This window comes from Pseudomonas sp. LBUM1646 (assembly GCF_059716165.1).
Genome location: NZ_CP166810.1, coordinates 6323959 through 6349514 on the forward strand (window position 1 = coordinate 6323959; position 25556 = coordinate 6349514).

The 25556-nt window shown below is 59.7% G+C and carries 21 protein-coding genes; 11 read left to right on the plus strand and 10 right to left on the minus strand.

The window, feature by feature from the left end:
• Window positions 1-111: 111 nt before the first annotated feature.
• Both ACA071_RS28890 and ACA071_RS28895 read right to left on the minus strand, forming a co-directional pair.
• A complete protein-coding gene (locus ACA071_RS28890) occupies window positions 112-2220 on the minus strand; it encodes a cytochrome-c peroxidase (RefSeq protein WP_497642147.1) in 2109 nt (702 codons plus the stop codon).
• Window positions 2221-2452: 232 nt separating this feature from the next.
• Complete coding sequence (locus ACA071_RS28895) at window positions 2453-4258, minus strand: phenylacyl-CoA dehydrogenase (protein WP_201189810.1); 1806 nt, start codon at window positions 4256-4258, stop codon at window positions 2453-2455.
• Window positions 4259-4657: 399 nt separating this feature from the next.
• Here ACA071_RS28895 and ACA071_RS28900 point away from each other — a divergent pair, with 399 nt between their 5' ends.
• Window positions 4658-5923, plus strand: a complete 1266-nt coding sequence (locus tag ACA071_RS28900; RefSeq protein WP_497642148.1) for a hypothetical protein — start codon at window positions 4658-4660, stop codon at window positions 5921-5923.
• A 58-nt stretch (window positions 5924-5981) separates the two neighbouring features.
• Here ACA071_RS28900 and ACA071_RS28905 read toward each other — a convergent pair whose 3' ends face one another.
• From ACA071_RS28905 to bioB, 6 genes are all read right to left on the minus strand, one after another.
• Window positions 5982-6278, minus strand: coding sequence for a pyrroloquinoline quinone biosynthesis protein PqqE (locus tag ACA071_RS28905; RefSeq protein ID WP_497642149.1), 297 nt, complete (start codon window positions 6276-6278; stop codon window positions 5982-5984).
• A 109-nt stretch (window positions 6279-6387) separates the two neighbouring features.
• Window positions 6388-7068 (minus strand): dethiobiotin synthase, encoded by a 681-nt coding sequence (bioD, locus tag ACA071_RS28910; protein WP_497642150.1) that lies wholly within the window; start codon window positions 7066-7068, stop codon window positions 6388-6390.
• Complete coding sequence (gene bioC, locus ACA071_RS28915; RefSeq protein ID WP_497642151.1) at window positions 7065-7877, minus strand: malonyl-ACP O-methyltransferase BioC; 813 nt, start codon at window positions 7875-7877, stop codon at window positions 7065-7067. The genes bioD and bioC overlap by 4 nt, the downstream gene beginning before the upstream one ends.
• Window positions 7870-8601, minus strand: coding sequence for an alpha/beta fold hydrolase (locus ACA071_RS28920; protein ID WP_497642152.1), 732 nt, complete (start codon window positions 8599-8601; stop codon window positions 7870-7872). Before ACA071_RS28920 ends, bioC begins: the two co-directional genes overlap by 8 nt.
• Complete coding sequence (bioF, locus tag ACA071_RS28925) at window positions 8594-9772, minus strand: 8-amino-7-oxononanoate synthase (protein WP_497642153.1); 1179 nt, start codon at window positions 9770-9772, stop codon at window positions 8594-8596. The genes ACA071_RS28920 and bioF overlap by 8 nt, the downstream gene beginning before the upstream one ends.
• A 136-nt stretch (window positions 9773-9908) precedes the next feature.
• Window positions 9909-10964, minus strand: coding sequence for a biotin synthase BioB (gene bioB / locus ACA071_RS28930; protein ID WP_054044178.1), 1056 nt, complete (start codon window positions 10962-10964; stop codon window positions 9909-9911).
• Window positions 10965-11055: 91 nt separating this feature from the next.
• On the opposite strand from bioB, the gene ACA071_RS28935 reads away from it, so the two are divergent.
• From ACA071_RS28935 to rarD, 5 genes are all read left to right on the plus strand, one after another.
• Window positions 11056-11796 carry a double zinc ribbon domain-containing protein gene (locus tag ACA071_RS28935; RefSeq protein WP_497642154.1) on the plus strand — a complete coding sequence of 247 codons (741 nt, stop codon included), beginning with the start codon at window positions 11056-11058 and terminating at the stop codon, window positions 11794-11796.
• Window positions 11797-11859: 63 nt separating this feature from the next.
• Entirely contained in the window at window positions 11860-12624 is a 765-nt protein-coding gene (locus ACA071_RS28940; protein ID WP_497642155.1) for a TOBE domain-containing protein, read from the plus strand.
• A gap of 58 nt (window positions 12625-12682) precedes the next feature.
• Window positions 12683-14584: a PhoX family protein gene (locus ACA071_RS28945; protein ID WP_497642156.1), complete on the plus strand. Its 1902-nt coding sequence runs from the start codon at window positions 12683-12685 to the stop codon at window positions 14582-14584.
• Window positions 14585-14778: 194 nt separating this feature from the next.
• A complete protein-coding gene (locus ACA071_RS28950; protein ID WP_054616850.1) occupies window positions 14779-15753 on the plus strand; it encodes a serine/threonine protein kinase in 975 nt (324 codons plus the stop codon).
• Window positions 15754-15914: 161 nt separating this feature from the next.
• On the plus strand, window positions 15915-16802 hold the full coding sequence (gene rarD, locus ACA071_RS28955; protein WP_497642157.1) for an EamA family transporter RarD: 888 nt from the start codon (window positions 15915-15917) through the stop codon (window positions 16800-16802).
• A 217-nt stretch (window positions 16803-17019) separates the two neighbouring features.
• Here the strand turns inward: rarD and ACA071_RS28960 are convergent, their stop codons facing one another.
• Window positions 17020-17538 carry a glycine cleavage system transcriptional repressor gene (locus tag ACA071_RS28960; protein WP_427630708.1) on the minus strand — a complete coding sequence of 173 codons (519 nt, stop codon included), beginning with the start codon at window positions 17536-17538 and terminating at the stop codon, window positions 17020-17022.
• 561 nt (window positions 17539-18099) lie between these two features.
• On the opposite strand from ACA071_RS28960, the gene ACA071_RS28965 reads away from it, so the two are divergent.
• A complete protein-coding gene (locus ACA071_RS28965) occupies window positions 18100-20277 on the plus strand; it encodes a malate synthase G (RefSeq protein WP_497642158.1) in 2178 nt (725 codons plus the stop codon).
• A gap of 200 nt (window positions 20278-20477) precedes the next feature.
• On the opposite strand, the gene ACA071_RS28970 is transcribed toward ACA071_RS28965, so the two are convergent.
• The gene (locus ACA071_RS28970; protein ID WP_497642159.1) at window positions 20478-20924 is read right to left on the minus strand and encodes a response regulator; all 447 of its coding nucleotides are present in this window, start codon (window positions 20922-20924) and stop codon (window positions 20478-20480) included.
• Window positions 20925-21183: 259 nt separating this feature from the next.
• On the opposite strand from ACA071_RS28970, the gene ACA071_RS28975 reads away from it, so the two are divergent.
• From ACA071_RS28975 to ACA071_RS28990, 4 genes are all read left to right on the plus strand, one after another.
• Complete coding sequence (locus ACA071_RS28975) at window positions 21184-23118, plus strand: putative nucleotidyltransferase substrate binding domain-containing protein (RefSeq protein ID WP_497642160.1); 1935 nt, start codon at window positions 21184-21186, stop codon at window positions 23116-23118.
• A complete protein-coding gene (locus ACA071_RS28980; RefSeq protein ID WP_497642161.1) occupies window positions 23115-23822 on the plus strand; it encodes a 3'-5' exonuclease in 708 nt (235 codons plus the stop codon). Before ACA071_RS28975 ends, ACA071_RS28980 begins: the two co-directional genes overlap by 4 nt.
• A gap of 219 nt (window positions 23823-24041) precedes the next feature.
• Window positions 24042-24560, plus strand: coding sequence for an RNA polymerase sigma factor (locus ACA071_RS28985; protein ID WP_497642162.1), 519 nt, complete (start codon window positions 24042-24044; stop codon window positions 24558-24560).
• Window positions 24557-25528 carry a FecR domain-containing protein gene (locus ACA071_RS28990; RefSeq protein ID WP_497642163.1) on the plus strand — a complete coding sequence of 324 codons (972 nt, stop codon included), beginning with the start codon at window positions 24557-24559 and terminating at the stop codon, window positions 25526-25528. Before ACA071_RS28985 ends, ACA071_RS28990 begins: the two co-directional genes overlap by 4 nt.
• Window positions 25529-25556 lie beyond the last annotated feature (28 nt).

Genomic DNA, 25556 nt, shown 5'->3' on the forward strand with positions numbered 1-25556 from the left:
TAACGGCAGAAATGCTGACTTTCTGAGCGATTTACTAAGGTTTTTTAGCGGCAGGGTAAAAGCAGCGACGAGGGACCTTGCCCCTCGCCACAAATGGATCAGCCCACACATTCAAAGATCGTTGTAGAACGGCTGCAAAGGCCCCTCGGTGGCGGCGCGACCTTCTGCACCGATAGGCTTAAGCGCGATCGGTGCATCGAGCGCCTGTCGGGTCGAAATCTTCGGACTGACAGGCCGTGCCGTCACCGCATTCTCATCACCAACATGACCTTGGGGAATGACCAGCGACGGATGATCGAACGGCGCCTGCTCCCAGGCCACACGCGGATCGGTCAGCCCGACTTCCATGAATTTCACCAGCGCATCGACTTCCTCGGGGGTCAGGTTCAGCGAAGTCATGTCGGGATCGAGGTTCGAGGCGTTGTGCTGATTCGCCGAAGGATGTTCGAAGCCGCTGGTGTTGCTCGCATCCTTGCCGCGCCGATCACCGCCACGGTTGTAGAACTCCATGACCTGTTTGAGCGTCGACCGGCTGCCATTGTGGAAGTACGGACCGGTCAACGCGATGTTGCGCAACGTCGGCGTCTTAAAGGCGCCATCGACGGCATCGCGGAAACCGACATTGGGTTTGAGCGTCGCGTCGCAAGGCAACGCCGCACTCAATGGCGCTTCGAAGGTGCAGACATCGACATCCAGTGGGTCAGGCACCTTCCCGCCTTGCAGTAGGGTGTTGTACTCCCGGGTGAAGGACAAAGGATTGCCCCACCCGTCCGAACCGCCCAAAGCCAAATCTTCCGACGTCGGCCGCACGCCGGTGTTGTAGAAGCCGTTGTCATAGAGCGTGGTGAGGTTATCCGCCATCAACATACGTTCTATGCGCTCGCGGGGATGGAACAGCAAGCGGCTGCCGGCGTTGGTCAGCTCCGCCCCACCGTGGCAACTGATGCATTTGCCTTTGCCAAGGAACAGATTCATGCCCTGGACTTGCTGGGCATTCATTGCCTGATGATCGCCCTGCAAATAGGCATCCAGTGGCGCCCGGTCCGAGACCAGGGTGGCTTCGTACATCTGGATCGCCAAGCCGAAAAACAGTGGGAAGTTGGCTTCGATCTGGGTGTACGGCGCATCGCCCAGCAACACCTGCTGCGTGGCATTCCACAGACGCGGCTGGAACGCAGCCTTGACCAATTCTCGGTAAGTGGGCCGGCGCGCACCGGAAACGGAGGCCAGCACCGAATCGGTCGAGGAAATTCGTTGTTGCTTGAGCATCAGCGTGTCGAGCATGCGCCGGCCGATGTCCGCAAACGTGCGCCCGCCGCAGGACATTTCTACCGGGCTGCCGGGAGGTCCCACAGCCTGCGAGGCCGCCGAGGCATCCTTGAGCGCCAGTCGAACCTTGGTCGCTACGCCGCCGCGATCGCCGGTGACGAAAATCCCGGCATCGGGATCGCGATTGCCGAACGGTGAGAAGCCGTTGAACACGTTGTTCGCCCGGCCATCCCAGAAATTGCGCACGTTGAACGCGGCGTTGATCACCGTCGGCGCGTTACGCCCGGTGCTGCGACGGACATTGATGCCGCCCACTTGGAAGAGGCCGTCCGGCTGCTGTGTGCACTTGTCGAAACGCGGTTGATGCGGCTTGACGAAGTTGGCGTCGAACACACCTTGGGAGCCGATCACATCGTCACTCGAATAGAGGATCGGCGAATTTCGATCCAGTGGATCGGCCAGCACATGGGTTGGAAAGTCGGTTTTCTTCAAGGTGTAGTTCGGGCCACCCTTGCCACCGGACTTGGTCAAGTAGGAAGCGACGTCGCCCGGAATGTCGGAGGCGACAAACGGTTTGTTAAAGATCGAGGCGACGTTGGCATTGGTGTTTGCCTGGCCAGGGTTGATCTGATTGGTGATCCGGTGATCGACACCCGCGTGAAAGTGGCAGGACGCGCACGCAGTTGAGCCGTCGCTGCCGATCTCCATGTCCCAGAACAACGCCTTGCCCAACAGGATCGCCGCTGAGCGGTTGAGGACGTAGTCAGTCATCAGGTCGACTTTGCGCCCGCCTTCGGTTCCCGACGGGTCGGGCGGGGTCATGCCGCGCAGTGATTGCAGGGTGGGTATCTCCGGGGCGGGAACATCAATCTCTGGTGCTGTAGCGGCAAAAGCGCCCTGGACGGGCAGCATGAACAGGCAGGCCAAACGAACCATTCGGACGATGTTCATGCGCTTCACCCTGACGAGACTGTCGATTCAATAGGTAGTTTTCAGCGGTTTTGCAATTAATCTGCCAGTACGTCAAAGGCCCCATCCGTCAGGCGTTGGCTCGGTCAATGCGATTATTTCGGGGCATTAATACCGGGGAATGGGCCCCAGCAATGGGGGGGTTCAAATTCAAGGCAAAAAAAAACCGCTGCTCCCGGAGGAGCAGCGGTTTTCTTAACGACTGCGCGAAGGCTTAGTAGCCCAGTGCGAAGTCTTCTTCTTTCATGTCCATCAGGTTGTTGGCACCCGACAGCATGGTCACTACGTGAGTGCGGGTACGCGGCAGGATGCGCTGGAAGTAGAAGCGCGCCGTCTGCAGCTTGGCGGTGTAGAACGCGGTTTCGGTGGTGCCGGCAGCCAGTTTCTCGGCCGCCAGGCGCGCCATGTCAGCCCAGAAGTAGGCCAGGCAGGCGTAACCGGAGTACATCAGGTAGTCCACGGAGGCCGCGCCAACTTCTTCGCGGTCTTTCATGGCAGCCATACCGACCTTCATGGTCAGCTCGCCCCACTCTTTGTTCAGCGCAGCCAATGGCTCGACGAACTCTTTGACCGCTTCGTTGCCTTCGTTGGTCTGGCAGAACTTGTGGACGATCTTGGTGAAGCCTTTCAGGGCCTCGCCTTGGGTCATCAACACTTTGCGGCCCAGCAGGTCGAGTGCCTGGATACCGGTGGTGCCTTCGTACAGCATCGAAATGCGGCTGTCGCGAACGTTCTGCTCCATGCCCCACTCGGCGATGAAGCCGTGGCCGCCGTAGATTTGCACGCCGTGGTTAGCGGATTCAAAACCGACCTCAGTCATGAAGGCTTTGGCGATTGGAGTCATGAAAGCCAGCAGTGCGTCGGCTTTCTTCTTCTCTTCTTCATCTACGCCGTACTTGACGATGTCGACTTGCTTGGCGGTGAAGTAAACCATCGCGCGGTTGCCTTCGGCGAAAGCCTTCATGGTCAACAGCATACGACGTACGTCAGGGTGCACGATGATCGGATCAGCGGCTTTTTCCGGCGCTTTCGGGCCAGTCAACGAGCGCATTTGCAGGCGATCGCGAGCGTATTTCAGGCCGCCCTGGAAACCGATCTCGGCGTGAGCCAGACCTTGTAGAGCAGTACCCAGACGCGCGGTGTTCATAAAGGTGAACATGCAGTTCAGGCCTTTGTTCGCCGGGCCGATCAGGAAACCGGTGGCCGCGTCGAAGTTCATCACGCAAGTCGCGTTACCGTGGATGCCCATTTTGTGTTCCAGGGAACCACAGGTCACGGCGTTGCGCTCGCCGATCGAACCGTCGGCGTTCGGCATGAACTTCGGAACGATAAACAGCGAGATGCCTTTGGTGCCAGCCGGTGCATCCGGCAGACGTGCCAGCACGATGTGGACGATGTTGTCGGCCATGTCGTGTTCGCCGGCCGAGATGAAGATCTTGGTGCCGGAGACTTTGTAGGAACCGTCGGCCTGAGGTTCGGCCTTGGTGCGCAGCATGCCCAGGTCGGTGCCGCAGTGCGGTTCGGTCAGGCACATGGTGCCGGTCCACTCGCCGGAAACCAGTTTGGTCAGGTAAGCGTCTTGCTGCTCAGGCGTACCGTGCTCGGAAATGGTGTTCATCGCGCCATGGGACAGGCCTGGGTACATGCCCCACGACCAGTTGGCTTCGCCAACCATTTCGCTGACGGCCAGACCCAGAGACTCCGGCAGGCCTTGGCCACCGTGCTCTACGTCGTGAGCCAGGCTTGGCCAGCCGCCTTCGACGAATTGTTTGTAGGCTTCTTTGAAGCCCGTCGGGGTTTTAACGCCGGACTCGCTCCAGGTGCAGCCTTCGGTGTCACCCACGCGGTTCAGCGGTGCCAGCACCTGCTCACAAAACTTGGCGCCTTCTTCGAGAATGGCGTCAACCATGTCCGGAGTTGCGTCTGCGCAAGCCGGAAGGCTCTGATAGTGCGCTTCGTAGCCGAGCAGTTCGTCACGAACGAAGCGAATATCACGCAAGGGGGCCTTGTAGTCAGGCATAGCGATAAACCTCTGCTGATGTAACCGGGAATGAACGACCGTGTTGATTTGTTGTGACGGTCAAACAGTTGTTTGAAACATACGTTTACGACCAAATCTTGTCAAGCATCGCGCCAATACCATTCGTCACGGCTCATGGAAAATTGGCGCGCGTGCAGCGCGCCTCACATTGAAAAGGCGCAGGTTTTATCGCTATTCATCCAGTTTAGTGAATAGCAGAAATCGCGTCGAAAACAGCATCGAGTCCTCAGCCTGGTGACGGCACCATGCCCTTAAAAGGCGTGACCTGTAATTTCTGACAGTTACCTCATGCAAAAAAAGCGTCTCCAATGGAGCCGTAAAACTCCTTGGATCGGCCAACGAGTTTTATTCAGAGAATGGCAAATCAAGGAGAGCACCATGAGCGAATTATCAGGAGTACAACCACAGCAGGCTGGTGACAGAGACATCAGCTTCGGCAATAACGGATACATTTACCCCAGCACTGAGCCCGGCAGGACGTTCAACCTCGCCTGCGCCGAGAACGGTGCAGTGACACATGCCACAGAACTGGACGGAAAGATTTTCACTGATCGCGCTTTGGCCAATGGTGGCAAGGATCCAGCATTCACTTCCGATCGATGGAATTTTGAAAACAGTGACACGTCTCGGTCCAACCGCTTGCTCCTGCAAACCTTCGCGAACGACAAACGCGTTGTCGTGATTGGCGAGTCCATACGAAACCGAACTTCCCGTCCCGCCGTCACGCGCCTGCTGCCAAATGGCAGCCCGGATCTGGTGTTCGGCCGCAGAATCCTGCCGCAGCCGGATGACCATCAACCCACCCCTGCTTTTTGGTACCCAACGAGCGATGGATGCCTGCAACAAGGCAGCAAGATTCTTGTTGCGGCGGTTTACATAACGGGGAGCCTGTACAGGAACATCACCAGACTGTACTGCCTTAAAAGCACCGGGGACCTGGATGAAGGTTTTGGGCAAGCAGGTTTCATTGAGATCCGGTTTCACGACCAACCGTCCAGAGCATGCGCTGTACAGGTGCAACACAACGGCAGCATCGTGGTAGCGGGCAAATACGGATCTCTAGACAATATGTCGCTGGCTCGCTATAGCCCTTCGGGTGTACTGGACGAAACCTTTGGCGAGGGTGGATTTATCGATATCCCGATCGAGAGTTCATCCGAAGGTTCGGACGAATTGGCAGACTTCGTGAATGTCTACCCTCTATCCAGGCTTCTGATTCTGGATGACGACCGAATTGTCCTCACTGGCCGCACTATAGGCCCTGGCAAAAAGCGTGGCGTACTGATGCAACTGACGGCGGACGGTTATCGTGACTCAAGCTTCCACGATGGCAAACCGGTCTACACCGAACATGACTTGGCAGATGTGGGCTGGGCGACCGCAGCGCTACAACCGGATGGAAAAATCGTGGTGGCAGGCAGTGGTTTCGATAATGAGGCCCCTGGAGCTAACCGAGTGATTGGCCACAAGCAACGCTTCCTACCCAACGGCGACCGCGACCCATACTTCGACAACACCCCGGTATCAGGCGAGTTCAGGGATATTGCTATCCAGCCTGATGGACGAATTCTCCTTGCCGGCAGCCAAGGCATCAACTGGGCGAAAGAACGTCACCCGAGCATCACAGCCTTCACCGGCAAGTGAAGAATGTCGGTCAAAAAAAATGCGCTCAACCGAGCGCATTTTTATGCCAACAAAAAACTCAAGCGTAGGTATCAATCAACGTCCCAAGCACTTCATCGGAAGCCTTGGCGACTTTCGCGCCGAGCTCAACCTGAAACTGGCCTTGGGACATTTCGACCATATTGCTGGCCACGTCTGATTCCTGACTGCGATCAACCGAACGTAAACGATCGACCTGAGATTCGGAAGACTGGCTGGTCTGCGAACGTTCAATAGTGGTGTTGGCAATCTGGCCAGCGGCCTGATCGACACGGTTCTGCCCTGTCTGAATAGTGCTCAGACCGGCATAAAAAGCGGTGCTTCCTGAGATTTCCATGGGAGAACTCGTCCTTGCAAAGGATCAACAGCGGCCATTGAAGCAGACGCGCGGACAAAACACCCGACAAAAACACTAATGGCACAGTGCCTTGTCATAGGCAAAAACATTAATCCAGCAGATCCAGCTGAAGATACTCAGCCACCGCCTCCGCCGTCACTGATTTGAGTTTCGGCACCCGGCCCAGGCACGGCGCGGGTATCCGCTCGGCCAACGTGGCAAGGTTCTCCTCCAGGCGCGAAGTCTTCGGTTCGATGATGTTGGCCACCCATCCCGCCAACTGCAGCCCATCGTTAGCAATCGCCTCAGCCGTCAACAGCGCATGGTTGATACAACCCAGACGCACGCCGACCACCAGAATCACTGGCAGATCCAGCGCTATCGCCAGGTCCGAGAGGTTGTCCTGATCCGCCAACGGCACGCGCCAGCCGCCAGCACCCTCGATCAGCGTGAAATCCGCCTGCAGATCCAGAATCTCGCGCATCGGCGCCAACAAGGATTGCACCGTTAACGCAATGCCCGCCTCCCGCGCGGCCAGATGCGGAGCGATTGCCGGCTCGAACGCCACCGGATTGACCTGTGCATAAGTCAGCGGCACCGAGCATTGCGCCAACAACGCCAGCGCATCAGCATTGCGCAACCCTTTGGGGGTCACTTCACACCCCGAGGCCACCGGTTTGCCCGCCGCCGTACTCAAGCCCGCCAGGCGTGCGGCATGCAGCAAACCGGCGGCGACGGTGGTCTTGCCGACGTCTGTGTCAGTGCCGGTAATGAAATAGGCTGCGCTCATAAGGGTTTCTCCAACACGGCATAAACCACTTGATAAGTCGCCGGCAGTCCTTGTGCCTGACGAAACTGCTCATATGCCTCAATCAAGCCGAGGATCCTTGCCCGGCCAGTCAAACCGCCCGGCCGACCGGGGTTCAGGTTATGCGCGCCTAACGCCTTGAGTTCATGGGTCAGGCTACGCACATCCGGGTAATGCAACACATGTGGACGGGTTTGCAGGCTGACGACCTTCAAGCCACTGGCCGCGCACAGCTGTTGATAAGTCCCGAGCTCGCGGAAACGATTGACGTGCACCATGCCGTCCACCTGACGCCAGCTGTCACGCAATTCGTACAACGTGCCGACACACAGACTAGCAAACGCGAAAATTCCGCCCGGTTTCAGTGCCCGATTCGCCTCGCTGAGCACCGCCGCAAAGTCCGAACACCACTGCACCGCCAGGCTGGAGAAGATCAGGTCGCAGGTCGAAGCCTTTAACGGCAACCGCTCGGCATCACCGGCGATGAAATGCGTAGCGCCGCCCAATGGCCGGGCGTGATTGAGCATGCCTTCAGCGATATCCAGCGCCACCCCGTGACCGGCAGGAAAACGCTCACCCAGCGCGCGGCTGAAAAACCCGGTGCCGCACCCCAGGTCCAGCCAGCGATCAGGCACAAAATCATCCGGCAACCGACGCAAGAGCTCGCTGCCAACATCGCGCTGCAACTCAGCCACACTGTCGTAGCTGGCCGCCGCACGGGAAAAGGACGCCGCTACCTGGCGCTTGTCGGGCAAGCCATCGGGCAAGTTGGGAAGGGATAAATCAGTCATCACCGGACTCATGCAAAAAAGCCTGGATCGCCCCTGCCACACCGTGGGGGTCTTCCAGAAGAAACGCGTGGCTGGCCTGTTCGATCAGGCCGATTTCGACATCCGGCAGCAAGGCCAGCAACTCCCCCGCCGCTTCGGCCGGGACCAGCCCGTCGAGGCCGGCGAACAGGTGCAGTTGTGGGCCGCGAAACGCCTGTAGCGCTTGCCGGGTATCCAGTTGCGCGAGCAGTTCCAGGCCGCTCATCAACACCTGAGCCAACGTATGCGGCGCGCCGCCGAGCAACAATCGCGATAACCCGCGCGGGTCTTCCGCACCTTGGGCGCAGAGCAACGAAAAACGTTTCAAAGTCATGCGCGGATCGGCGCCGCAACCGGCCAGAAACGCATCGAACGTTTCGCCGGGCATCGCACTCGGCCATTGTTCATGGGCGACAAACGAAGGATTGCTCGCCAGGGTCAGCAAACCGCAGCAACGATCACCGCGCCGCGCCGCCAACTCGGAAGCGAGCATCCCGCCCAGCGACCAACCACCGAGCCAGGCATCCTGAGGCACGGTCGAATCCAGCTCATCGAGCCATTCTTCAAGATCGCTCGATTCCAGCTCCGGCAACGGCTCGATCTCGACCCGCAGGTGTTCATCCAGCCCCTGCAACGCCGCCGCCAAAGGCTCCAGCGGCGAAATCCCGAGGCCCCAACCGGGCAGCAGAATCAGTCGGTCACGCATGGCTTGGCTCCGGTCCCAGTTGTGCAAAACAATCAGCCAGTCCATTTAACAATAGCTGCACCTGCGCCTCGCTGTGGGCGGCGGTCAGGGTCACCCGCAGGCGCGCGCTGCCGGCCGGCACGGTCGGTGGACGAATCGCGGTGACCATCAGCCCGCGCTCACGCAGCATCTGCGACAGTCGAACGGCACGCCCGGCATCGCCAATCATGATCGGCTGGATTGGCGTAAAGCTGTCCATCAGCTCCAGGCCAATTTGCTCGGCGCCGTGGCGGAACTGGCTGATCAACGTCTTCAAATGCTCGCGCCGCCAATGCTCAGTACGCAGCAGTTCGAGACTCTTCAGCGTGGCGCAGGCCAGGGCCGGCGGTTGGCTGGTGGTGTAGATGTAAGGGCGGGCGAACTGGATCAGGCTCTCGATCAACTCTTCACTGCCGGCCACAAACGCACCGGCCGTGCCGAACGCCTTGCCGAGGGTGCCGACCAACACCGGTACATCCTCCTGGCTCAAGCCGAAGTGCTCGACGATCCCGCCGCCATTAGCGCCCAGCGGACCAAAACCGTGGGCGTCATCCACCATCAACCACGCGCCCTTGGCCTTGGTTTCCCGGGCCAGCGCTGGCAGGTCGGCGATATCGCCGTCCATGCTGAACACGCCGTCGGTGACCACCAGCGTGTTGCCGGTGGCCTTCTCAAGACGCTTGGCCAGACTGACCGCGTCGTTGTGCAGGTAGCGATTGAAACGCGCACCGGACAACAAACCGGCGTCCAGCAAAGACGCGTGATTGAGCCGGTCTTCCAGCACCGTATCGCCTTGTCCGACCAACGCGGTGACGGCACCGAGGTTGGCCATGTAACCGGTGGTGAACAGCAGCGCACGCGGGCGACCGGTCAGATCGGCCAGGGCTTCTTCCAACTCATGATGCGGCGTGCTGTGGCCGATGACCAAGTGCGAAGCCCCTCCGCCGACGCCCCAACGCGCCGCGCCGGCGCGCCAGGCTTCGATCACTTGCGGGTGATTGGCCAGGCCCAGGTAGTCGTTGTTACAGAACGCCAGCAATGGCTGACCATCGACCACCACTTCCGGGCCTTGAGGGCTTTCGAGCAGCGGACGATGGCGATAGAGATTTTCGGCACGACGGACAGCAAGACGCGCGCTGAGATCGAAAGACATGCAGACCTCGCGATTAGGAAAGAGGTACAGCCTCTGTAGGAGCGAAGCTTGCTCGCGATGGGATCGCCGCGTTCATTCAGGCAGACCGAGGCGTATCAATCGCGAGCAAGCTTTGCTCCTACAGGTTCAACGGTTGTCAAACAGCGGCGTTATAGAACTGCTCGCTGCTCTTCTGCTCAACCAATGCCTGCTCGATAGCCGCTTGATGCACTTCATCAGCATGCTCTTCCCGCGCTTCCGGCAAGATCCCCAGACGCGAGAACAGTTGCATGTCCTTGTCGGCCTGCGGGTTGGCGGTGGTCAGCAGTTTGTCACCGTAGAAAATCGAGTTGGCGCCAGCGAAAAACGCCAGGGCCTGCATCTGCTCGTTCATCGCTTCGCGGCCAGCGGAAAGGCGCACGTGGGATTGCGGCATCAGGATACGGGCGACGGCGAGCATGCGGATGAAGTCGAACGGGTCGATGTCATCGGCGTTTTCCAGCGGCGTACCGGCGACTTTCACCAGCATGTTGATCGGTACCGACTCCGGATGCTCCGGCAGGTTGGCCAACTGGATCAGCAGGTTGGCACGGTCATCAAGCGATTCGCCCATGCCGAGGATGCCGCCGGAGCAGATCTTCATCCCCGATTCACGCACGTACGCCAGGGTTTGCAGGCGTTCGCCGTAAGTGCGGGTGGTGATGATGCTGCCGTAGAACTCCGGCGAGGTATCGAGGTTGTGGTTGTAGTAGTCGAGGCCGGCATCAGCCAGCGCAACGGTCTGGTCTTGGTCGAGACGACCGAGGGTCATGCAGGTTTCCAGGCCCATGGCTTTCACGCCTTTGACCATCTCCAATACATAAGGCATGTCTTTGGCAGACGGATGTTTCCACGCCGCGCCCATGCAGAAACGCGTCGAACCGATCGCTTTGGCGCGAGCAGCCTCTTCGAGGACCTTCTGCACTTCCATCAGTTTTTCTTTTTCCAGGCCGGTGTTGTAGTGACCGGATTGCGGACAATATTTGCAATCTTCCGGGCAGGCGCCGGTTTTGATCGACAACAAGGTCGACACTTGAACCCGGTTGGCGTCGAAATGCGCGCGGTGCACCGTCTGTGCCTGGAACAACAGGTCGTTGAATGGCTGAACGAAGAGTGCTTTGACTTCGGCCAAAGACCAGTCATGACGCAGGGTTGCAGAGGTGCTGGCGCTCATGGGCGTTTCCTTGATTTATGCTTGGCAAGCGGCTGGGGAATGGAATACCCACAGGCGCGACACGGATGTTCGGCATATTTAAGGAAGAGCGATGCGCTGTCAACCACGATACGAAGGACCGGTTTACATCTGGTTAAAAAACAAACAACTCTGTTTGCTCTGTGGGGAGCCCGCCGATCACTCCACGCCAATCTGTACGGCCTGCGAAACCGAACTGCCCTGGCTCGGCGATCACTGTCAGACCTGCGCCCTGCCTCTACCCGCGCCCGGCCTGACGTGTGGCCAATGCCTGCAACAGCCACCGGCCTTCGAGCGAGTGGCGGCGCCCTGGACGTACAGCTTTCCGCTGGACACGCTGATTACTCGCTTCAAGCACAACGCGAAGTGGCCGTTTGGCCGCTTACTCGGCGAACTTCTTACCCAGTTCCTGCAACATCGCTTCGATGAAGACCTGGAGCGACCCGATACGTTGATCCCGGTGCCGCTGGCTGCCAAGCGCCTGCGCCAACGTGGTTTCAACCAGGCGGCCCTGCTCGCACGATGGCTCAGTGAAACACTGAATATTCCTTGCGATGAAACGCTGTTGCTGAGGATTCAGGACACCAGCGCCCAACAGGACCTGAATGCCGAAGCGCGTAAACGAAACCTGCGTAACGCCTTCGCCCTGTCATCCGACGCGTCTGTCACGGGTCGTCACCTGGCGTTGATTGATGACGTACTGACCACCGGCGCCACCGCGCAATCCCTGGCTCGCTTGCTGATGGACGCCGGTGCCGCCCGGGTCGATGTCTATTGCCTGGCGCGCACACCCAAACCCGGTGAAGTGAGCTGACTTGACTCCCGAGTCCCAAGCCGCCAACGTCGTCCCCATTGCCACAGCCCAAAGCACCTCGCCATGTCCTTGCCTACGTTGTTGTCCCAGCACATTGTCCGTCGTCCGCAGCGCATTGCCCTGCTGCAACACATTGCCGAACAAGGCTCGATCACCCGCGCCGCAAAAAGCGCGGGCCTGAGTTACAAAGCGGCGTGGGACGCCATCGATGAGCTGAACAACCTCGCGCAAAAGCCGCTGGTGGAACGCAGCGTCGGCGGCAAGGGCGGCGGCGGTGCCAAGCTGTCCAGCGAAGGTGAACGGGTCCTACGCCTGTATCAAAAGCTGCAAGTGTTACAGGCCCAAGTGTTGGAAGCGGCCGAGGACGCCAGCGACCTGGACCTGCTCGGTCGGCTGATGCTGCGCACCAGCGCGCGCAATCAACTGCACGGCAAAGTCGTGGCGATCGAGTCCCAAGGTCGCAATGACCGCATTCGTCTTGAGCTGGCCGAAGGCTTGAACATCGACGCGCAGATCACCCACGACAGCACCCTGCGCCTGGAGCTGCAAACCGGTACCGAGGTCGTGGCTTTGATCAAGGCGGGATGGCTGGAATTATTGGGCATCGAGCAAGCCGCAACACTTGGCAACAATTGCCTGAAAGGCATTATTGAGGAGGTTCTCGATGCCGAAGACGGCCCCAGCGAAGTGCGCATCGGCCTGCCCAATGGCCAGACACTCTGTGCCCTGGCCGAGCCACTGCATTTAAGAACCTCCAGCCTTGGCGTCGGCCAACCAGTGCTGGTGCAATTCTCGCCGTCCAACGTCCTGCTCGGTACACCGCTCTGAAACAAAACCTTCACTAACGCTCATTAAGGTGACTGCAAAAACCCGCAGGGAGCCTGATGTGAGCCTATTAGAAGAACACCAATCCACCGACCTGGAAAAAATGGTCGGCCTCAGCCGTCGTGGTTTCATCAGCGCCGGCGCCCTCTGCGGTGCGGCGATGTTCCTCGGAGGCAACCTGCTGAGCCGTAGCGTGCTGGCCGCCAGTGTCAGCGCCGGCTCCAGCAGACTGCTGGGTTTCAACAGCATCGCCGCCGCCACGACCGACGCGATCACCCTGCCACCGGGCTACAAGTCTTCGGTATTGATCAGTTGGGGCCAACCCCTGCAGAAAAACGGTCCTGCCTTCGACCCAAGCGGCAACGGCACCGCTCAGGCGCAGGAAGTCCAGTTCGGCGACAACAACGACGGCATGAGCCTGTTCGCCTTCCCCGGCGACAATGACCGCGCGTTGATGGCGATCAACAACGAATACACCAACTACCGCTACCTCTATCCCCACGGCGGCATGCCGCAATCGGCGGAGGATGTGCGCAAGGCCCTGGCCTGCGAAGGTGTTTCGGTGATCGAAGTGCAGCGTCGCCGTGGTCAGTGGGAATTCGTCCAGGGGTCGCGCTACAACCGGCGCATCCACGGTAACTCGACATTGCGCTTCGGCGGTCCGGCCGCCGGTCACGAATTGCTCAAGACCAGCGCTGACAAGCACGGCAAGAAAGTCCTCGGCACCTTCCAGAACTGCGCCAACGGCAAGACGCCGTGGGGCACCTACCTGACCTGCGAAGAAAACTTCACCGATTGCTTCGGCAGCAGCAACGCCGAGCAAAAATTCGATGCCGCGCAAAAACGCTACGGCGCCGTGGCCGCCAGCAAGGACATCAACTGGCATCAACACGATCCGCGTTTCGACCTGGCGAAAAACCCCAACGAACTCAACCGTCACGGCTGGGTGGTGGAAATCGACCCGTTCGACCCGCAATCGACGCCGGTCAAACGCACCGCCCTGGGCCGCTTCAAGCATGAAAACGCCGCACTGGCCGAAACCCATGACGGTCGCGCCGTGGTCTACATGGGCGACGATGAGCGCGGCGAGTTCATCTACAAATTTGTCAGCCGCGACAAGATCAATCACAAGAACCCAAAGGCCAACCGCGACCTGCTGGACCACGGCACCTTGTATGTGGCGCGATTCGATGCCGGTGACGGCAATGCCGATCACCCGAAAGGCCAAGGACAGTGGATCGAACTGACCCACGGCAAGAATGGCATCGACGCCAGCAGCGGTTTTGCCGATCAGGCCGAAGTGCTGATTCACGCGCGTCTCGCCGCCAGCGTGGTCAACGCCACGCGCATGGACCGCCCGGAATGGATTGTCGTCAGCCCTAAGGATGGCCAGGTCTATTGCACACTGACCAACAACGCCAAGCGCGGCGAAGACGGCCAGCCGGTGGGTGGGCCAAACCCGCGTGAGAAGAACGTCTACGGGCAAATCCTGCGCTGGCGCACTGACCGTGATGATCACGGTGCGAAAAGCTTTGCCTGGGACTTGTTCGTGGTCGCCGGGAATCCAGGCGTCCATGCCGGCAAGCCGAAGGGCGGTTCGTCGAACATCACCCCGCAGAACATGTTCAACAGCCCGGACGGTTTGGGTTTCGACAAGGCCGGACGCTTGTGGATTCTCACTGATGGCGATTCGAGCAATGCCGGTGACTTCGCCGGCATGGGCAACAACCAGATGCTTTGCGCCGACCCGGTGACCGGGGAAATCCGTCGGTTCATGGTCGGGCCGATTGGTTGCGAGGTGACGGGGATCAGCTTCTCGCCGGATCAGAAAACCCTGTTTGTCGGGATTCAGCATCCGGGGGAGAACGGTGGCTCGACCTTCCCTGAGCATTTGCCCAATGGCAAGCCGCGGTCTTCGGTGATGGCCATTACCCGGGAAGATGGCGGGGTCGTCGGCGCCTGATCGGCCCTTCCCTCATGATCGTTCCCACGCTCCGCGTGGGAATGCAGCCAGGGACGCTCCGCGTCCCAGAAACGGACGCCGAGCGTCCGGTGACGCATTCCCACGCAGAGCGTGGGAACGATCCCACTTTAGAAGCCCCGTCTGCGCTACCATGCTTGGCCGGACGCGGCAGCCTGCTGCGCGCAGGAGTCAGCATGGCCCACCCGTTTGCAACCCTCACCCCAGACCTCGTGCTCGATGCCGTCGAAAGCATCGGCTTTCTCAGCGACGCGCGCATCCTGGCGCTCAACAGCTACGAGAACCGTGTCTATCAAGTCGGCATCGAAGACTCCGAGCCGCTGATCGCCAAGTTCTACCGCCCGCAGCGCTGGACCAACGAAGCGATTCTCGAAGAACACCAGTTCACCTTCGAACTCGCCGAATGCGATGTGCCGGTGGTCGCGCCGATGATTCACAACGGTGCCAGCCTGCACGAACACGCCGGGTTCCGTTTCACCCTGTTCCCCCGCCGTGGCGGCCGTGCGCCGGAGCCGGGCAATCTGGATCAGCTGTATCGACTGGGCCAATTGCTCGGGCGCCTGCACGCCGTCGGCGCGACCAAGCCGTTCGAACACCGTGAGGCGTTGGGCGTGAAGAACTTCGGTCACGATTCGCTGAACACCTTGCTTGAAGGCAATTTCGTACCAAAAAGTCTGCTGCCCGCCTACGAGTCCGTCGCCCGTGATCTGCTCAAGCGCGTGGAAGAGGTCTACAAGGCCACGCCGCACCAGAACATCCGCATGCACGGCGATTGCCACCCCGGCAACATGATGTGCCGCGACGAGATGTTCCACATCGTCGACCTCGATGACTGCCGCATGGGCCCGGCAGTGCAGGACATCTGGATGATGCTCGCCGGGGATCGTCAGGAATGTCTCGGTCAGTTGTCGGAATTGATGGACGGCTACAACGAGTTTCACGACTTCGACCCGCGGGAATTGGCGCTGATCGAGCCACTGCGGGCGTTGCGTCTGATGCACTACAGCGCCTGGCTGGCCCGGCGCTGGGATGACCCGGCGTTCCCGCACAGCTTTCCGTGGTTCGGGAGTGAGCGGTATTGGGGCGATCAGGTGTTGGCGTTGCGTGAGCAGTTGTCGGCACTGAATGAAGAGCCTTTGAAACTTTTTTAGATTCAAGAGCAAAAGATCGCAGCCTTCGGCAGCTCCTACGGGTGTGCACATTCCCTGTAGGAGCTGCCCAAGGCTGCGATCTTTTGCTTTTCCGAAGCGACATGTCTATACAACCGCCTTACAATCCCCCCCTTTGTTAGCTGCCTAAGCAAGGATTCTGCATGCAAGCCGCCAACCCGCGTCGCGGGTACATCCTGGGCCTTACTGCCTACATCATCTGGGGACTTTTCCCGCTCTACTTCAAAGCCATCGCCTCGGTGCCGGCTGTAGAAATCATCATCCACCGGGTGCTCTGGTCCGCGCTGTTCGGCGCCTTGCTGCTGATGGTCTGGAAACATCCGGGCTGGTGGCGCGAGTTGCGGGATAACCCGAAACGCCTGGCGATCCTGGCCTTGAGCGGCACGCTGATCGCCGCCAACTGGCTGACTTACGTGTGGTCGGTGAACAACGGGCGCATGCTCGAAGCCAGCCTCGGTTACTACATCAACCCCCTGGTGAACGTGCTGCTGGGGATGTTGATCCTCGGTGAACGCCTGCGGCGTATGCAGTGGCTGGCGGTGGGGCTTGCCGCTGTCGGCGTGGCGCAACAGGTGTGGCAGGTCGGCAGCCTGCCGTGGGTGTCGCTGGTGTTGGCGCTGACCTTCGGTTTCTACGGGTTGATCCGCAAGCAGGCGCCGGTCAAAGCGTTGCCGGGGCTGGTGGTGGAAACGTGGATGCTGGTGCCGATTGCCATCGCCTGGTTGCTGTTCAATCAGACAGCCACCAGCGCGCAGCCCGAGTTCTGGACCACGTCTCAAGCGTGGTGGCTGGTCGCAGCCGGTCCTGTGACGCTGGTGCCGCTGGTCTGTTTCAACGCGGCTGCACGGCATTTGCCCTACACCACGCTGGGATTTCTTCAGTACCTGGCGCCGACATTGGTGCTGCTGCAAGCCGTCCTCCTGTTTGGCGAACACATGTCGTCCAGTACCTTGGTGGCGTTTATCTTTATCTGGGCTGGCCTGGCGATTTACAGCGTCGATGCGGTGATTAGTATGCGTCGTCGTAGCTGATCAGAAAACGTACAAATCCCCACAGGCCACGTACTCCGTGGCCTGCATCAATCCTTCCCAAGGTTATCCACAGCGTGATCCCCGCCGTTTGTGTGCAACTTGCTGAAACTGCTGGTTTTTTGATCAGATGCTGAAGAACCCCGGCCGGCGTGGCCTGGCGGGCTGTCTCTACAGGTTATCCACAGGCAGGTGCACGTATAACTTGGATAACCCTATGTCAGGGTTCACTGCGCAGGACCAATTCAACCATCAAGTCGTCGGCCAGGGTTTCCAATCGCGATTGCAGCACGTCCAGCGATAAGGTCAGCGGCACGGCGAGAATGGCTTCGGCGTGGAACAACGGTTCGCTGCTCATCGGCGCCGGACGCACTTCGGTGACCAGACGTTCCAGGCTCACCCCCTGCTCGCTCAACAAACGAGTGATATCGCGCACAATCCCCGGCCGGTCATTGCCCACCAGCTCCATGGCGATCGGCTTCCAGGTGCAGGATTGCTCGATACCGCTTTCAGCGATCAATACGCGAATGCCATGGGCAGATAACGCCTGTAGGGCATCAACCAATTCGTCGTAGGCTTCCGCTGGCACACCCACCCGAAGAATCCCGGCGAACTGCCCGGCCATGCGCGACATGCGGCTTTCCAGCCAGTTACCGCCGTGCTCGGCAATGCACTGGGCAATGCGCTCGACCTGCCCTGCCTTGTCCGGCGCGAATACAGTGAGTACGAGGTGGTCCATGGCGCAGCCCTCTTTTGTTATAGAAAAAGAAGTATAGGCAAGGGTTGTTCGTGCGTTGAATCGGCCGACGCCTTTGCGGGCAAGCCTCGCTCCTACAGGATCAAGGGAATCCGCAATCACCTGAACGACACGGCCCTGTAGGAGCGAGGCTTGCCCGCGAATGAAGCACCGCGTATGCCGCTGACGAAAACAAATCGTGTACAAGTTTTTATATTTAACTGGAACAATCTAATAGTTTTTTGAGAACATCCCGTTCCCCGACATGACTGCAATGCGTCATGGGGTCGCAGAACGACGTAATTAGTCTGATTTTCACAAGCGCAATTCATCATGTAGTATGCCGCAGCGCGCACTACATAACGTTGGATCGATGTCTGCCCCAGGCACACTCGCAACCCTGAAAGCCCCGTCAGCAAGGCCTCCAAGCCGTTGATTGGACCAAACCCAGCCGCCCGCAAGGGCATGTACTGGCGGACGGGTTTGTGGTTTAAATGGCCAGAGGCTTCATTGTCAAAATTGAAGAGCTGAAAAGCGAAATAGCTGAGCAGAGTGAGGCAAGCAATGACTGAACACGTTCAAGTCGGTGGCCTGCAGGTCGCCAAAGTCCTGTTCGACTTCGTGAACAACGAAGCCATTCCCGGTACCGGCCTCACCGCCGATAAGTTCTGGGCCGGTGCCGACAAGGTCATTCATGACCTGGCACCGAAGAACAAAGCCCTACTCGCCAAACGCGATGATTTCCAGGCTCGTATCGACGGCTGGCACCAAGCGCGTGCCGGTCAGGCGCACGACGCCTTGGCCTACAAAGCCTTCTTGCAAGACATCGGTTATCTGCTGCCAGAAACGGCCGATTTCCAGGCAACGACGCAAAACGTCGATGACGAAATCGCCCGCATGGCCGGCCCGCAACTCGTGGTGCCGGTGATGAATGCCCGCTTCGCGCTCAACGCCTCGAACGCCCGCTGGGGTTCGCTGTATGACGCGCTCTACGGCACCGACGCGATCAGCGAAGCTGACGGCGCGGAAAAAGGCAAAGGCTACAACAAGGTTCGCGGCGACAAGGTCATCGCGTTCGCCCGCGCCTTCCTCGACGAAGCGGCGCCCTTGGCGGCCGGCACTCACGTCGATTCCATCGGCTACAAGATCGTTGACGGCAAACTGGTGGTCGCCCTTAAAGGTGGCAGCAACACCGGCCTGCGCAACGATGCCCAGTTGATCGGTTTCCACGGCGATGCTGCCGCGCCGACCGCGATCCTGCTGAAGAACAACGGCCTGCATTTCGAAATCCAGGTCGATGCCAGCACCCCGGTCGGCCAGACCGACGCAGCCGGCGTCAAAGACATCCTGATGGAAGCCGCGCTGACCACCATCATGGACTGCGAAGACTCCGTCGCCGCCGTCGATGCCGATGACAAAGTGGTGATCTACCGCAACTGGCTCGGCCTGATGAAGGGTGATCTGTCGGAAGAAGTCTCCAAGGGCGGTAAGACCTTTACTCGCACCATGAACGCCGACCGTACTTACACCGGCGTCGACGGCAAGGAACTGAGCCTGCACGGTCGCTCACTGTTGTTCGTGCGCAACGTGGGTCACCTGATGACCATCGACGCGATTCTCGACAAAGACGGCAACGAAGTGCCGGAAGGCATTCTCGATGGCCTGATCACTTGTTTGGCGGCGATCCACAGTCTCAACGGCCACAACTCGCGCAAGAACAGCCGTACCGGCTCGGTCTATATCGTGAAGCCGAAGATGCACGGCCCGGAGGAAGCAGCGTTCACCAACGAGCTGTTCGGGCGCATCGAAGACGTGCTCGACCTGCCGCGCAACACGCTGAAAGTCGGGATCATGGACGAGGAGCGCCGCACCACGGTCAACCTCAAGGCCTGCATCAAGGCTGCCAGCGAACGTGTGGTGTTCATCAACACCGGTTTCCTCGACCGCACCGGCGACGAAATCCACACCTCCATGGAAGCAGGCGCCATGGTGCGCAAGGCCGACATGAAGGCTGAAAAATGGATCGGCGCCTACGAGAACTGGAACGTCGATATCGGTTTGAGCACCGGCCTGCAAGGTCGCGCCCAGATCGGCAAAGGCATGTGGGCCATGCCTGACCTGATGGCGGCGATGCTCGAACAGAAAATCGCTCACCCGCTGGCCGGCGCCAACACCGCTTGGGTGCCATCGCCGACCGCCGCTGCGCTGCACGCGCTGCACTACCACAAGGTTGACGTGTTCGCCCGTCAGGCCGAACTGGCCAAACGTGCGCGCGCTTCGGTGGACGACATTCTGACCATCCCGCTGGCCGCCAATCCGGACTGGACCGCAGAGCAAATCAAGAACGAACTGGACAACAACGCCCAGGGCATCCTTGGCTATGTGGTGCGCTGGATCGACCAGGGCGTGGGCTGTTCGAAAGTGCCGGACATCAATGACATCGGCCTGATGGAAGACCGTGCGACGCTGCGTATTTCCAGCCAGCACATCGCCAACTGGCTGCGTCATGGCATCGTCACTGAAGATCAGGTGATGGAAAGCCTCAAGCGCATGGCGCCGGTGGTAGACCGTCAGAACGCCAACGACGCGTTGTACCGCCCGCTGGCACCGAACTTCGACAGCAACATCGCTTTCCAGGCGGCCGTCGAGTTGGTGATCGAAGGCACCAAGCAGCCGAACGGCTACACCGAGCCGGTGCTGCACCGTCGTCGTCGCGAGTTCAAGGCTGCCAATGGCCTGTAACTGAGCGCTGATGCCGGACATGAAAAAGCCCTGATCTTTCGATCAGGGCTTTTTTATTTGTGAATGCGATCACCTGTGTAGATGCAGATCGTTCCCACGCTCTGCGTGGGAATGCAGCCCGTGACGCTCTGCGTCACATCAAAAGCGGACGCCGAGCGTCCATTGAGGCATTCCCACGCGGAGCGTGGAAACGATCACGGTCAGGGCTCCATCCCCAACTCATGCTTGACCAACGCCAGCAACTTGACCGTGTCAATCGGCTTGAGCAGGAAGTCCACCACGGCCAAATGCATCGCAGCAATCGCGTCCTTCACGTCGGCATCGCCGGACACAATGATAATCGGCAGTGCCGCCCGGACCGACTCGCGCACCTGGCGGATCAAGTCCAGGCCATCCACATGCCCCATCCGCAGATCGGTAATCACCAAGCCAATCGAGGGCTTCTCGTCCAACATTTTGAGTGCGCTCTCACCACTGGCTGCGGTCATACAGCGAATGCCATCCAACGCAAGAATCTCCGACAGCAGCTCCCTGGCATCCTTATCGTCATCGACGATCAACACCCGCTGCGGCGGCAGATCAGGTTCCAGCATGATCGCACTGAGCGCCTCGCGCTCGGCGTCACTCAAAATATCGTGGTCGGACATGGCTTTCTCTACGTTTTCAATTCAATCCCCTAGCACAGTGGTCAGACATCGCTAAGCAGAGCTTCAATGTGCACTTCGTCGGATATTTTTCCTAGGGGAAAAATGAGACGTTTTCCAACAGCATGTGTAGGGCATATCTGAAATATAGCCAAATGCACCGACTACCTAGACTTACGTCCAATGGGCACCCTGCCCGCAGGGGCCGACCATGGCTAAACGATCCGACAACAACAATTCAAAAAAGACTGCGGTAATAGTTATGAGTAAAGCGGATGCCTTCACCCAGGCAGGGAAAACCGCGGTATTGCAGAACATCCAGGGCACTTTGCAATTCCTCCAGCGCTTCCCGCCCTTCAATCAGATGGAACATGCCCACCTGGCCTATCTGGTGGAGCAATGCCAGCTGCGCTTCTACGGGCCCGGCGAGAGCATCATCAAGCCTGCCGATGGCCCGGTTGAACATTTCTACATCGTCAAACAGGGTCGGGTGGTGGGCGAACGCCCGCACACGGCCAAGGGCGGCACTGAAACTACCTTCGAAATAACCACCGGCGAGTGTTTCCCCCTCGCCGCGCTGCTGGGTGAACGAGCGACTCGAACTGAGCACTTGGCAGCTGAAGATACGTTTTGCCTGCAACTGAACAAACTGGCCTTCATCAAGCTGTTCGCGCTTTCCAATACCTTTCGCGACTTCGCCCTGCGCGGGGTCAGTAGCCTGCTGGATCAGGTCAACCAGCAAGTCCAACAAAAAGCCGTGGAAACCCTCGGCACGCAATATTCCCTGAACACCCGGCTAGGCGAGTTAGCGATGCGTCATCCGGTGACGTGCAGCCCGGCTACGCCGCTGCGCGAAGCCGTGACCTTGATGCACGAGCAGCAGGTCGGCAGCATCGTGATTGTCGACGAACAAAAAGCCCCATTGGGGATTTTCACCCTGCGCGACCTTCGCCATGTGGTGGCGCAAGGCACCAACGATTTCAACGAAGCCATCGAACGGCACATGACCCAGGCGCCGTTTTTCCTGACCCCGGATCACAGCGCCTTCGACGCGGCGATTGCCATGACTGAGCGGCACATCGCCCACGTTTGCCTGGTCAAGGACCAGCGCCTGTGTGGCGTGGTCTCCGAGCGCGATCTGTTTTCCCTGCAACGGGTTGACCTGGTGCACCTGGCTCGGACCATTCGCAGCGCGCAAAAAGTCGAAAACCTGGTGGCAATGCGCGGCGAGATCGGCCAATTGGTGGAGCGCATGCTGGCCCACGGCGCGTCCTCGACCCAGATCACTCACATCATCACCCTGCTCAACGACCACACCGTGTGCCGGGTGATCGAACTGACCCTCGCCGAGAAAGGCGACCCCGGCGTGCCGTTCAGTTGGCTGTGCTTCGGCAGTGAAGGCCGCCGTGAACAGACGCTGCACACCGATCAGGACAACGGCATTCTCTTTGAAGCAAGCGACGCGGCTCATGCCGCCGAGATTCGCGGCAAGCTGCTGCCCATCGCCCAACAGATCAACCACAGTCTGGCGCTCTGCGGCTTCACCCTGTGCAAGGGCAACATCATGGCCGGCAACCCCGAGCTGTGCTTGTCCCGGGCCGAATGGGCGCGGCGCTTCGCGGCATTCATCCGCGAGGCAACGCCGGAGAACCTGTTGGGTTCAAGCATTTATTTCGACTTGCGGGTGGTTTGGGGCGACGAGCAAGGCTGTGAGCAGCTGCGTCGAGGCATTCTTGATCAGGTGGCAGATAACCGCTTGTTCCAGCGGATGATGGCCGAGAACGCTTTGCGTAACCGCCCGCCGGTAGGACGTTTCCGCGAGTTTGTGTTGGCGCGCAAGAATGGCGAGAAAGCCACGCTGGACCTGAAAGTCCAGGGGCTGACGCCTTTTGTCGACGGTGCCCGCTTGCTGGCCCTGGCCAATGGCATCGAAGCCAACAACACCCAGGAGCGCTTCCGGCAACTGGTGGAAAAAGAAGTGATCGATCGGCTCGACGGTGCGGCGTACGAAGAGGCGTACCACTTCATTCAGCAAACCCGCATGCAACAACATCAGCTACAGACCCGGGAGAATTTGCCCTACTCCAACCGCGTCGATCCCGACAGCCTCAATCATCTGGACCGGCGCATCCTGCGTGAATCCCTGCGCCAGGCCCAACGCCTGCAAAGCAGCCTGACCCTGCGGTATCAGCTATGAGCCTGTTTTCATGGTTGCGCCCGGCAACCCCGCTGCTGGCCGAGGACTTGCAACAACGCCTGCAACGCTTGCCGGTCGGTGCCGGGCTGGGCGAATGCAGCCTGCGCGAGCAGCGCTGGGTGGTGCTGGACCTGGAAACCACCGGGCTGAACCTGAACAAAGATCGGGTGTTGTCCATCGGCGCCGTGGTGATCGAGGACGGCGCGATCGATTTCAGCCAGCAATTCGAACGCACCCTGCAATGCGTCGATATGAAACTGGCGCCGAGCGTGTTGATCCATGGTCTGGGACCGAGCGCCATTGCTGCCGGCAGCGACCCGGCCGAGGCGTTGCTGGAATTCATGGAGTTCCTCGGCGACAGCCCGGTGCTGGCGTTTCATGCGCCGTTCGATCAACACATGCTCGGGCGCGCGTTGAAAGATCATTTGGGTTACAAGTTGCAGCATCCGTTTCTGGACGTGGCGGACATCGCGCCGCTGCTCTGCCCGCAGGCGCACATCCGTGAGGCTGGGCTGGATGAGTGGATCGATTGGTTCAAGCTCGAAGTCTTTGAACGGCATAACGCCAGTGCCGATGCATTGGCCACGGCGGAACTGGCGTTGATCCTGTTCAGCCGGGCGCGGCAGCAGCAGATTCATAGCCCGTTGAATTTGCAGCAGCGGATCAGCCAATGGAAACGGCGGCAGCGGGCGCCTTCGTTTTAAATCTCCGGCGCCTGTCCGGGCGCCTTCGCGGGCAAGCCTCACTCCTACAGGTCCGCGTCGGACGCGAAATGGGCGACGACACAAACCTGTAGGAGCGAGGCTTGCCCGCGAAGAACGATGACGCGGTCTCCCGACCAGCGTTAATTGCTTACCTCCCCCGCCTCTGCCACAATCGCGAACAATTCTCGTTAGTTAACACTTCCCAATCGGTGATGCTACGTGTCGTCAGTCCAAGCCCCCCACCGCGAGCTCGTTGGTGCGTTATATCGCGACCACCGCGGCTGGCTATTGGCCTGGCTACGACGCAATGTAGCCTGCCCGCAACGGGCCGAGGACCTGAGTCAGGACACCTTTGTCCGCCTGCTCGGTCGGGATGAACTCAAGGAACCTCGTGAACCCCGAGCGTTCCTGGTGGCAATCGCCAAAGGCCTGCTGTTCGACTATTTCCGCCGCGCCGCGCTGGAACAGGCCTACCTCACCGAATTGATGCTGATCCCCGAAAGCGAACAACCGTCGATGGAGGAGCAGCAAATGATCCTCGAAGACCTCAAGGCCATCGACCGCCTGCTCGGCAAACTCTCGAGCAAGGCCCGGGCCGCCTTCCTCTATAACCGCCTCGATGGCCTGAGCCACGCAGAAATCGCCGCGAAACTCGGCGTCTCGGTCCCACGAGTGCGGCAATACCTGGCCCAAGGCATTCGCCAGTGCTACATCGCGCTGTACGGTGAGCCGGTATGAGCCCGGTCAGTTCCAAACCGGTGTCGGCCCAGGTACTGGATGCGGCGATTGCCTGGCAATTGTCCCTGGATTCCGGCAGCCCGATCGAGCGCGAAGAGTTCGCCAAATGGCACGCCGCCCACGAAGAACACGCCCGAGCCTGGCGTCAACTGGGCATGCTCGACCAACGCTTCAGCGTCGCCAGCGGCCCGGCCCGCACGGCGTTGCTGCAATCACGCGAAAGCATTCGTCGGCGCGTGCGCAAGCTCGGCAGCGGCTTGGCCAGCATTGTTGCGGTGATCGGGTTGGCGTTGTTCGCCGGTGATCGTTACCTGCCCATCGATTATTGGCTGGCCGACCAGCGCACCGTCACTGGCGAACAACGCACCCTGCACCTGGCCGACGGCACGGTGATCAACCTCAACACCCACAGTGCCGTGGATGTGCGCTTCGATGAGAAGCAGCGACGAATCATCCTTCAGGAAGGCGAGATCCTCGTCGAAACCGGTCACGGCGATGCCCGCCCGTTTATCGTCGAAACCCGCGAAGGCAGCATGCGCGCACTGGGGACGCGGTTCCTGGTCAAGCGCGAAGAGGAAGGCACGCGCCTGAGTGTCTTGAAATCGGCGGTGGCGGCTCATCCCGAGTCGAGCCCCGAAGAACAGATCCTGCGCGAAGGCCAGCAAGTGCTGATGCGCAGCAACGGACTGGGCCCGATTGCTGCGCTCAACCTCGGTGCCGATGCCTGGACTCGCGGCATGCTGGTCGTAGACAACGCGCGACTGGAGGACCTGGTGCACGAACTCGGCCGCTACCGGCGCGGGCACCTGGGCGTGGCGCCGGAGATTGCCGACCTGCGAATCACCGGCAGCTTCCCCCTGCATGACACCGACAAAGCGTTGAGCGCGCTATTGCCGACCTTGCCGGTGCAGATCGAGCAGCACACGCCGTGGTGGGTGACGGTGGCGAAGGCTGACATCAAACCCTGAGGACACTGATCGTTCCCACGCTCTGCGT

What these genes read in the sequence shown, in the direction of transcription:
- ACA071_RS28890 (WP_497642147.1), bottom strand. Translation starts at nt 2,220, where the DNA reads ATGAACATCGTCCGAATGGTTCGTTTGGCCTGCCTGTTCATGCTGCCC.
- ACA071_RS28895 (WP_201189810.1), bottom strand. Translation starts at nt 4,258, where the DNA reads ATGCCTGACTACAAGGCCCCCTTGCGTGATATTCGCTTCGTTCGTGAC.
- ACA071_RS28900 (WP_497642148.1), top strand. Translation starts at nt 4,658, where the DNA reads ATGAGCGAATTATCAGGAGTACAACCACAGCAGGCTGGTGACAGAGAC.
- ACA071_RS28905 (WP_497642149.1), bottom strand. Translation starts at nt 6,278, where the DNA reads ATGGAAATCTCAGGAAGCACCGCTTTTTATGCCGGTCTGAGCACTATT.
- bioD (WP_497642150.1), bottom strand. Translation starts at nt 7,068, where the DNA reads ATGAGCGCAGCCTATTTCATTACCGGCACTGACACAGACGTCGGCAAG.
- bioC (WP_497642151.1), bottom strand. Translation starts at nt 7,877, where the DNA reads ATGACTGATTTATCCCTTCCCAACTTGCCCGATGGCTTGCCCGACAAG.
- ACA071_RS28920 (WP_497642152.1), bottom strand. Translation starts at nt 8,601, where the DNA reads ATGCGTGACCGACTGATTCTGCTGCCCGGTTGGGGCCTCGGGATTTCG.
- bioF (WP_497642153.1), bottom strand. Translation starts at nt 9,772, where the DNA reads ATGTCTTTCGATCTCAGCGCGCGTCTTGCTGTCCGTCGTGCCGAAAAT.
- bioB (WP_054044178.1), bottom strand. Translation starts at nt 10,964, where the DNA reads ATGAGCGCCAGCACCTCTGCAACCCTGCGTCATGACTGGTCTTTGGCC.
- ACA071_RS28935 (WP_497642154.1), top strand. Translation starts at nt 11,056, where the DNA reads ATGCGCTGTCAACCACGATACGAAGGACCGGTTTACATCTGGTTAAAA.
- ACA071_RS28940 (WP_497642155.1), top strand. Translation starts at nt 11,860, where the DNA reads ATGTCCTTGCCTACGTTGTTGTCCCAGCACATTGTCCGTCGTCCGCAG.
- ACA071_RS28950 (WP_054616850.1), top strand. Translation starts at nt 14,779, where the DNA reads ATGGCCCACCCGTTTGCAACCCTCACCCCAGACCTCGTGCTCGATGCC.
- rarD (WP_497642157.1), top strand. Translation starts at nt 15,915, where the DNA reads ATGCAAGCCGCCAACCCGCGTCGCGGGTACATCCTGGGCCTTACTGCC.
- ACA071_RS28960 (WP_427630708.1), bottom strand. Translation starts at nt 17,538, where the DNA reads ATGGACCACCTCGTACTCACTGTATTCGCGCCGGACAAGGCAGGGCAG.
- ACA071_RS28965 (WP_497642158.1), top strand. Translation starts at nt 18,100, where the DNA reads ATGACTGAACACGTTCAAGTCGGTGGCCTGCAGGTCGCCAAAGTCCTG.
- ACA071_RS28970 (WP_497642159.1), bottom strand. Translation starts at nt 20,924, where the DNA reads ATGTCCGACCACGATATTTTGAGTGACGCCGAGCGCGAGGCGCTCAGT.
- ACA071_RS28975 (WP_497642160.1), top strand. Translation starts at nt 21,184, where the DNA reads ATGAGTAAAGCGGATGCCTTCACCCAGGCAGGGAAAACCGCGGTATTG.
- ACA071_RS28980 (WP_497642161.1), top strand. Translation starts at nt 23,115, where the DNA reads ATGAGCCTGTTTTCATGGTTGCGCCCGGCAACCCCGCTGCTGGCCGAG.
- ACA071_RS28990 (WP_497642163.1), top strand. Translation starts at nt 24,557, where the DNA reads ATGAGCCCGGTCAGTTCCAAACCGGTGTCGGCCCAGGTACTGGATGCG.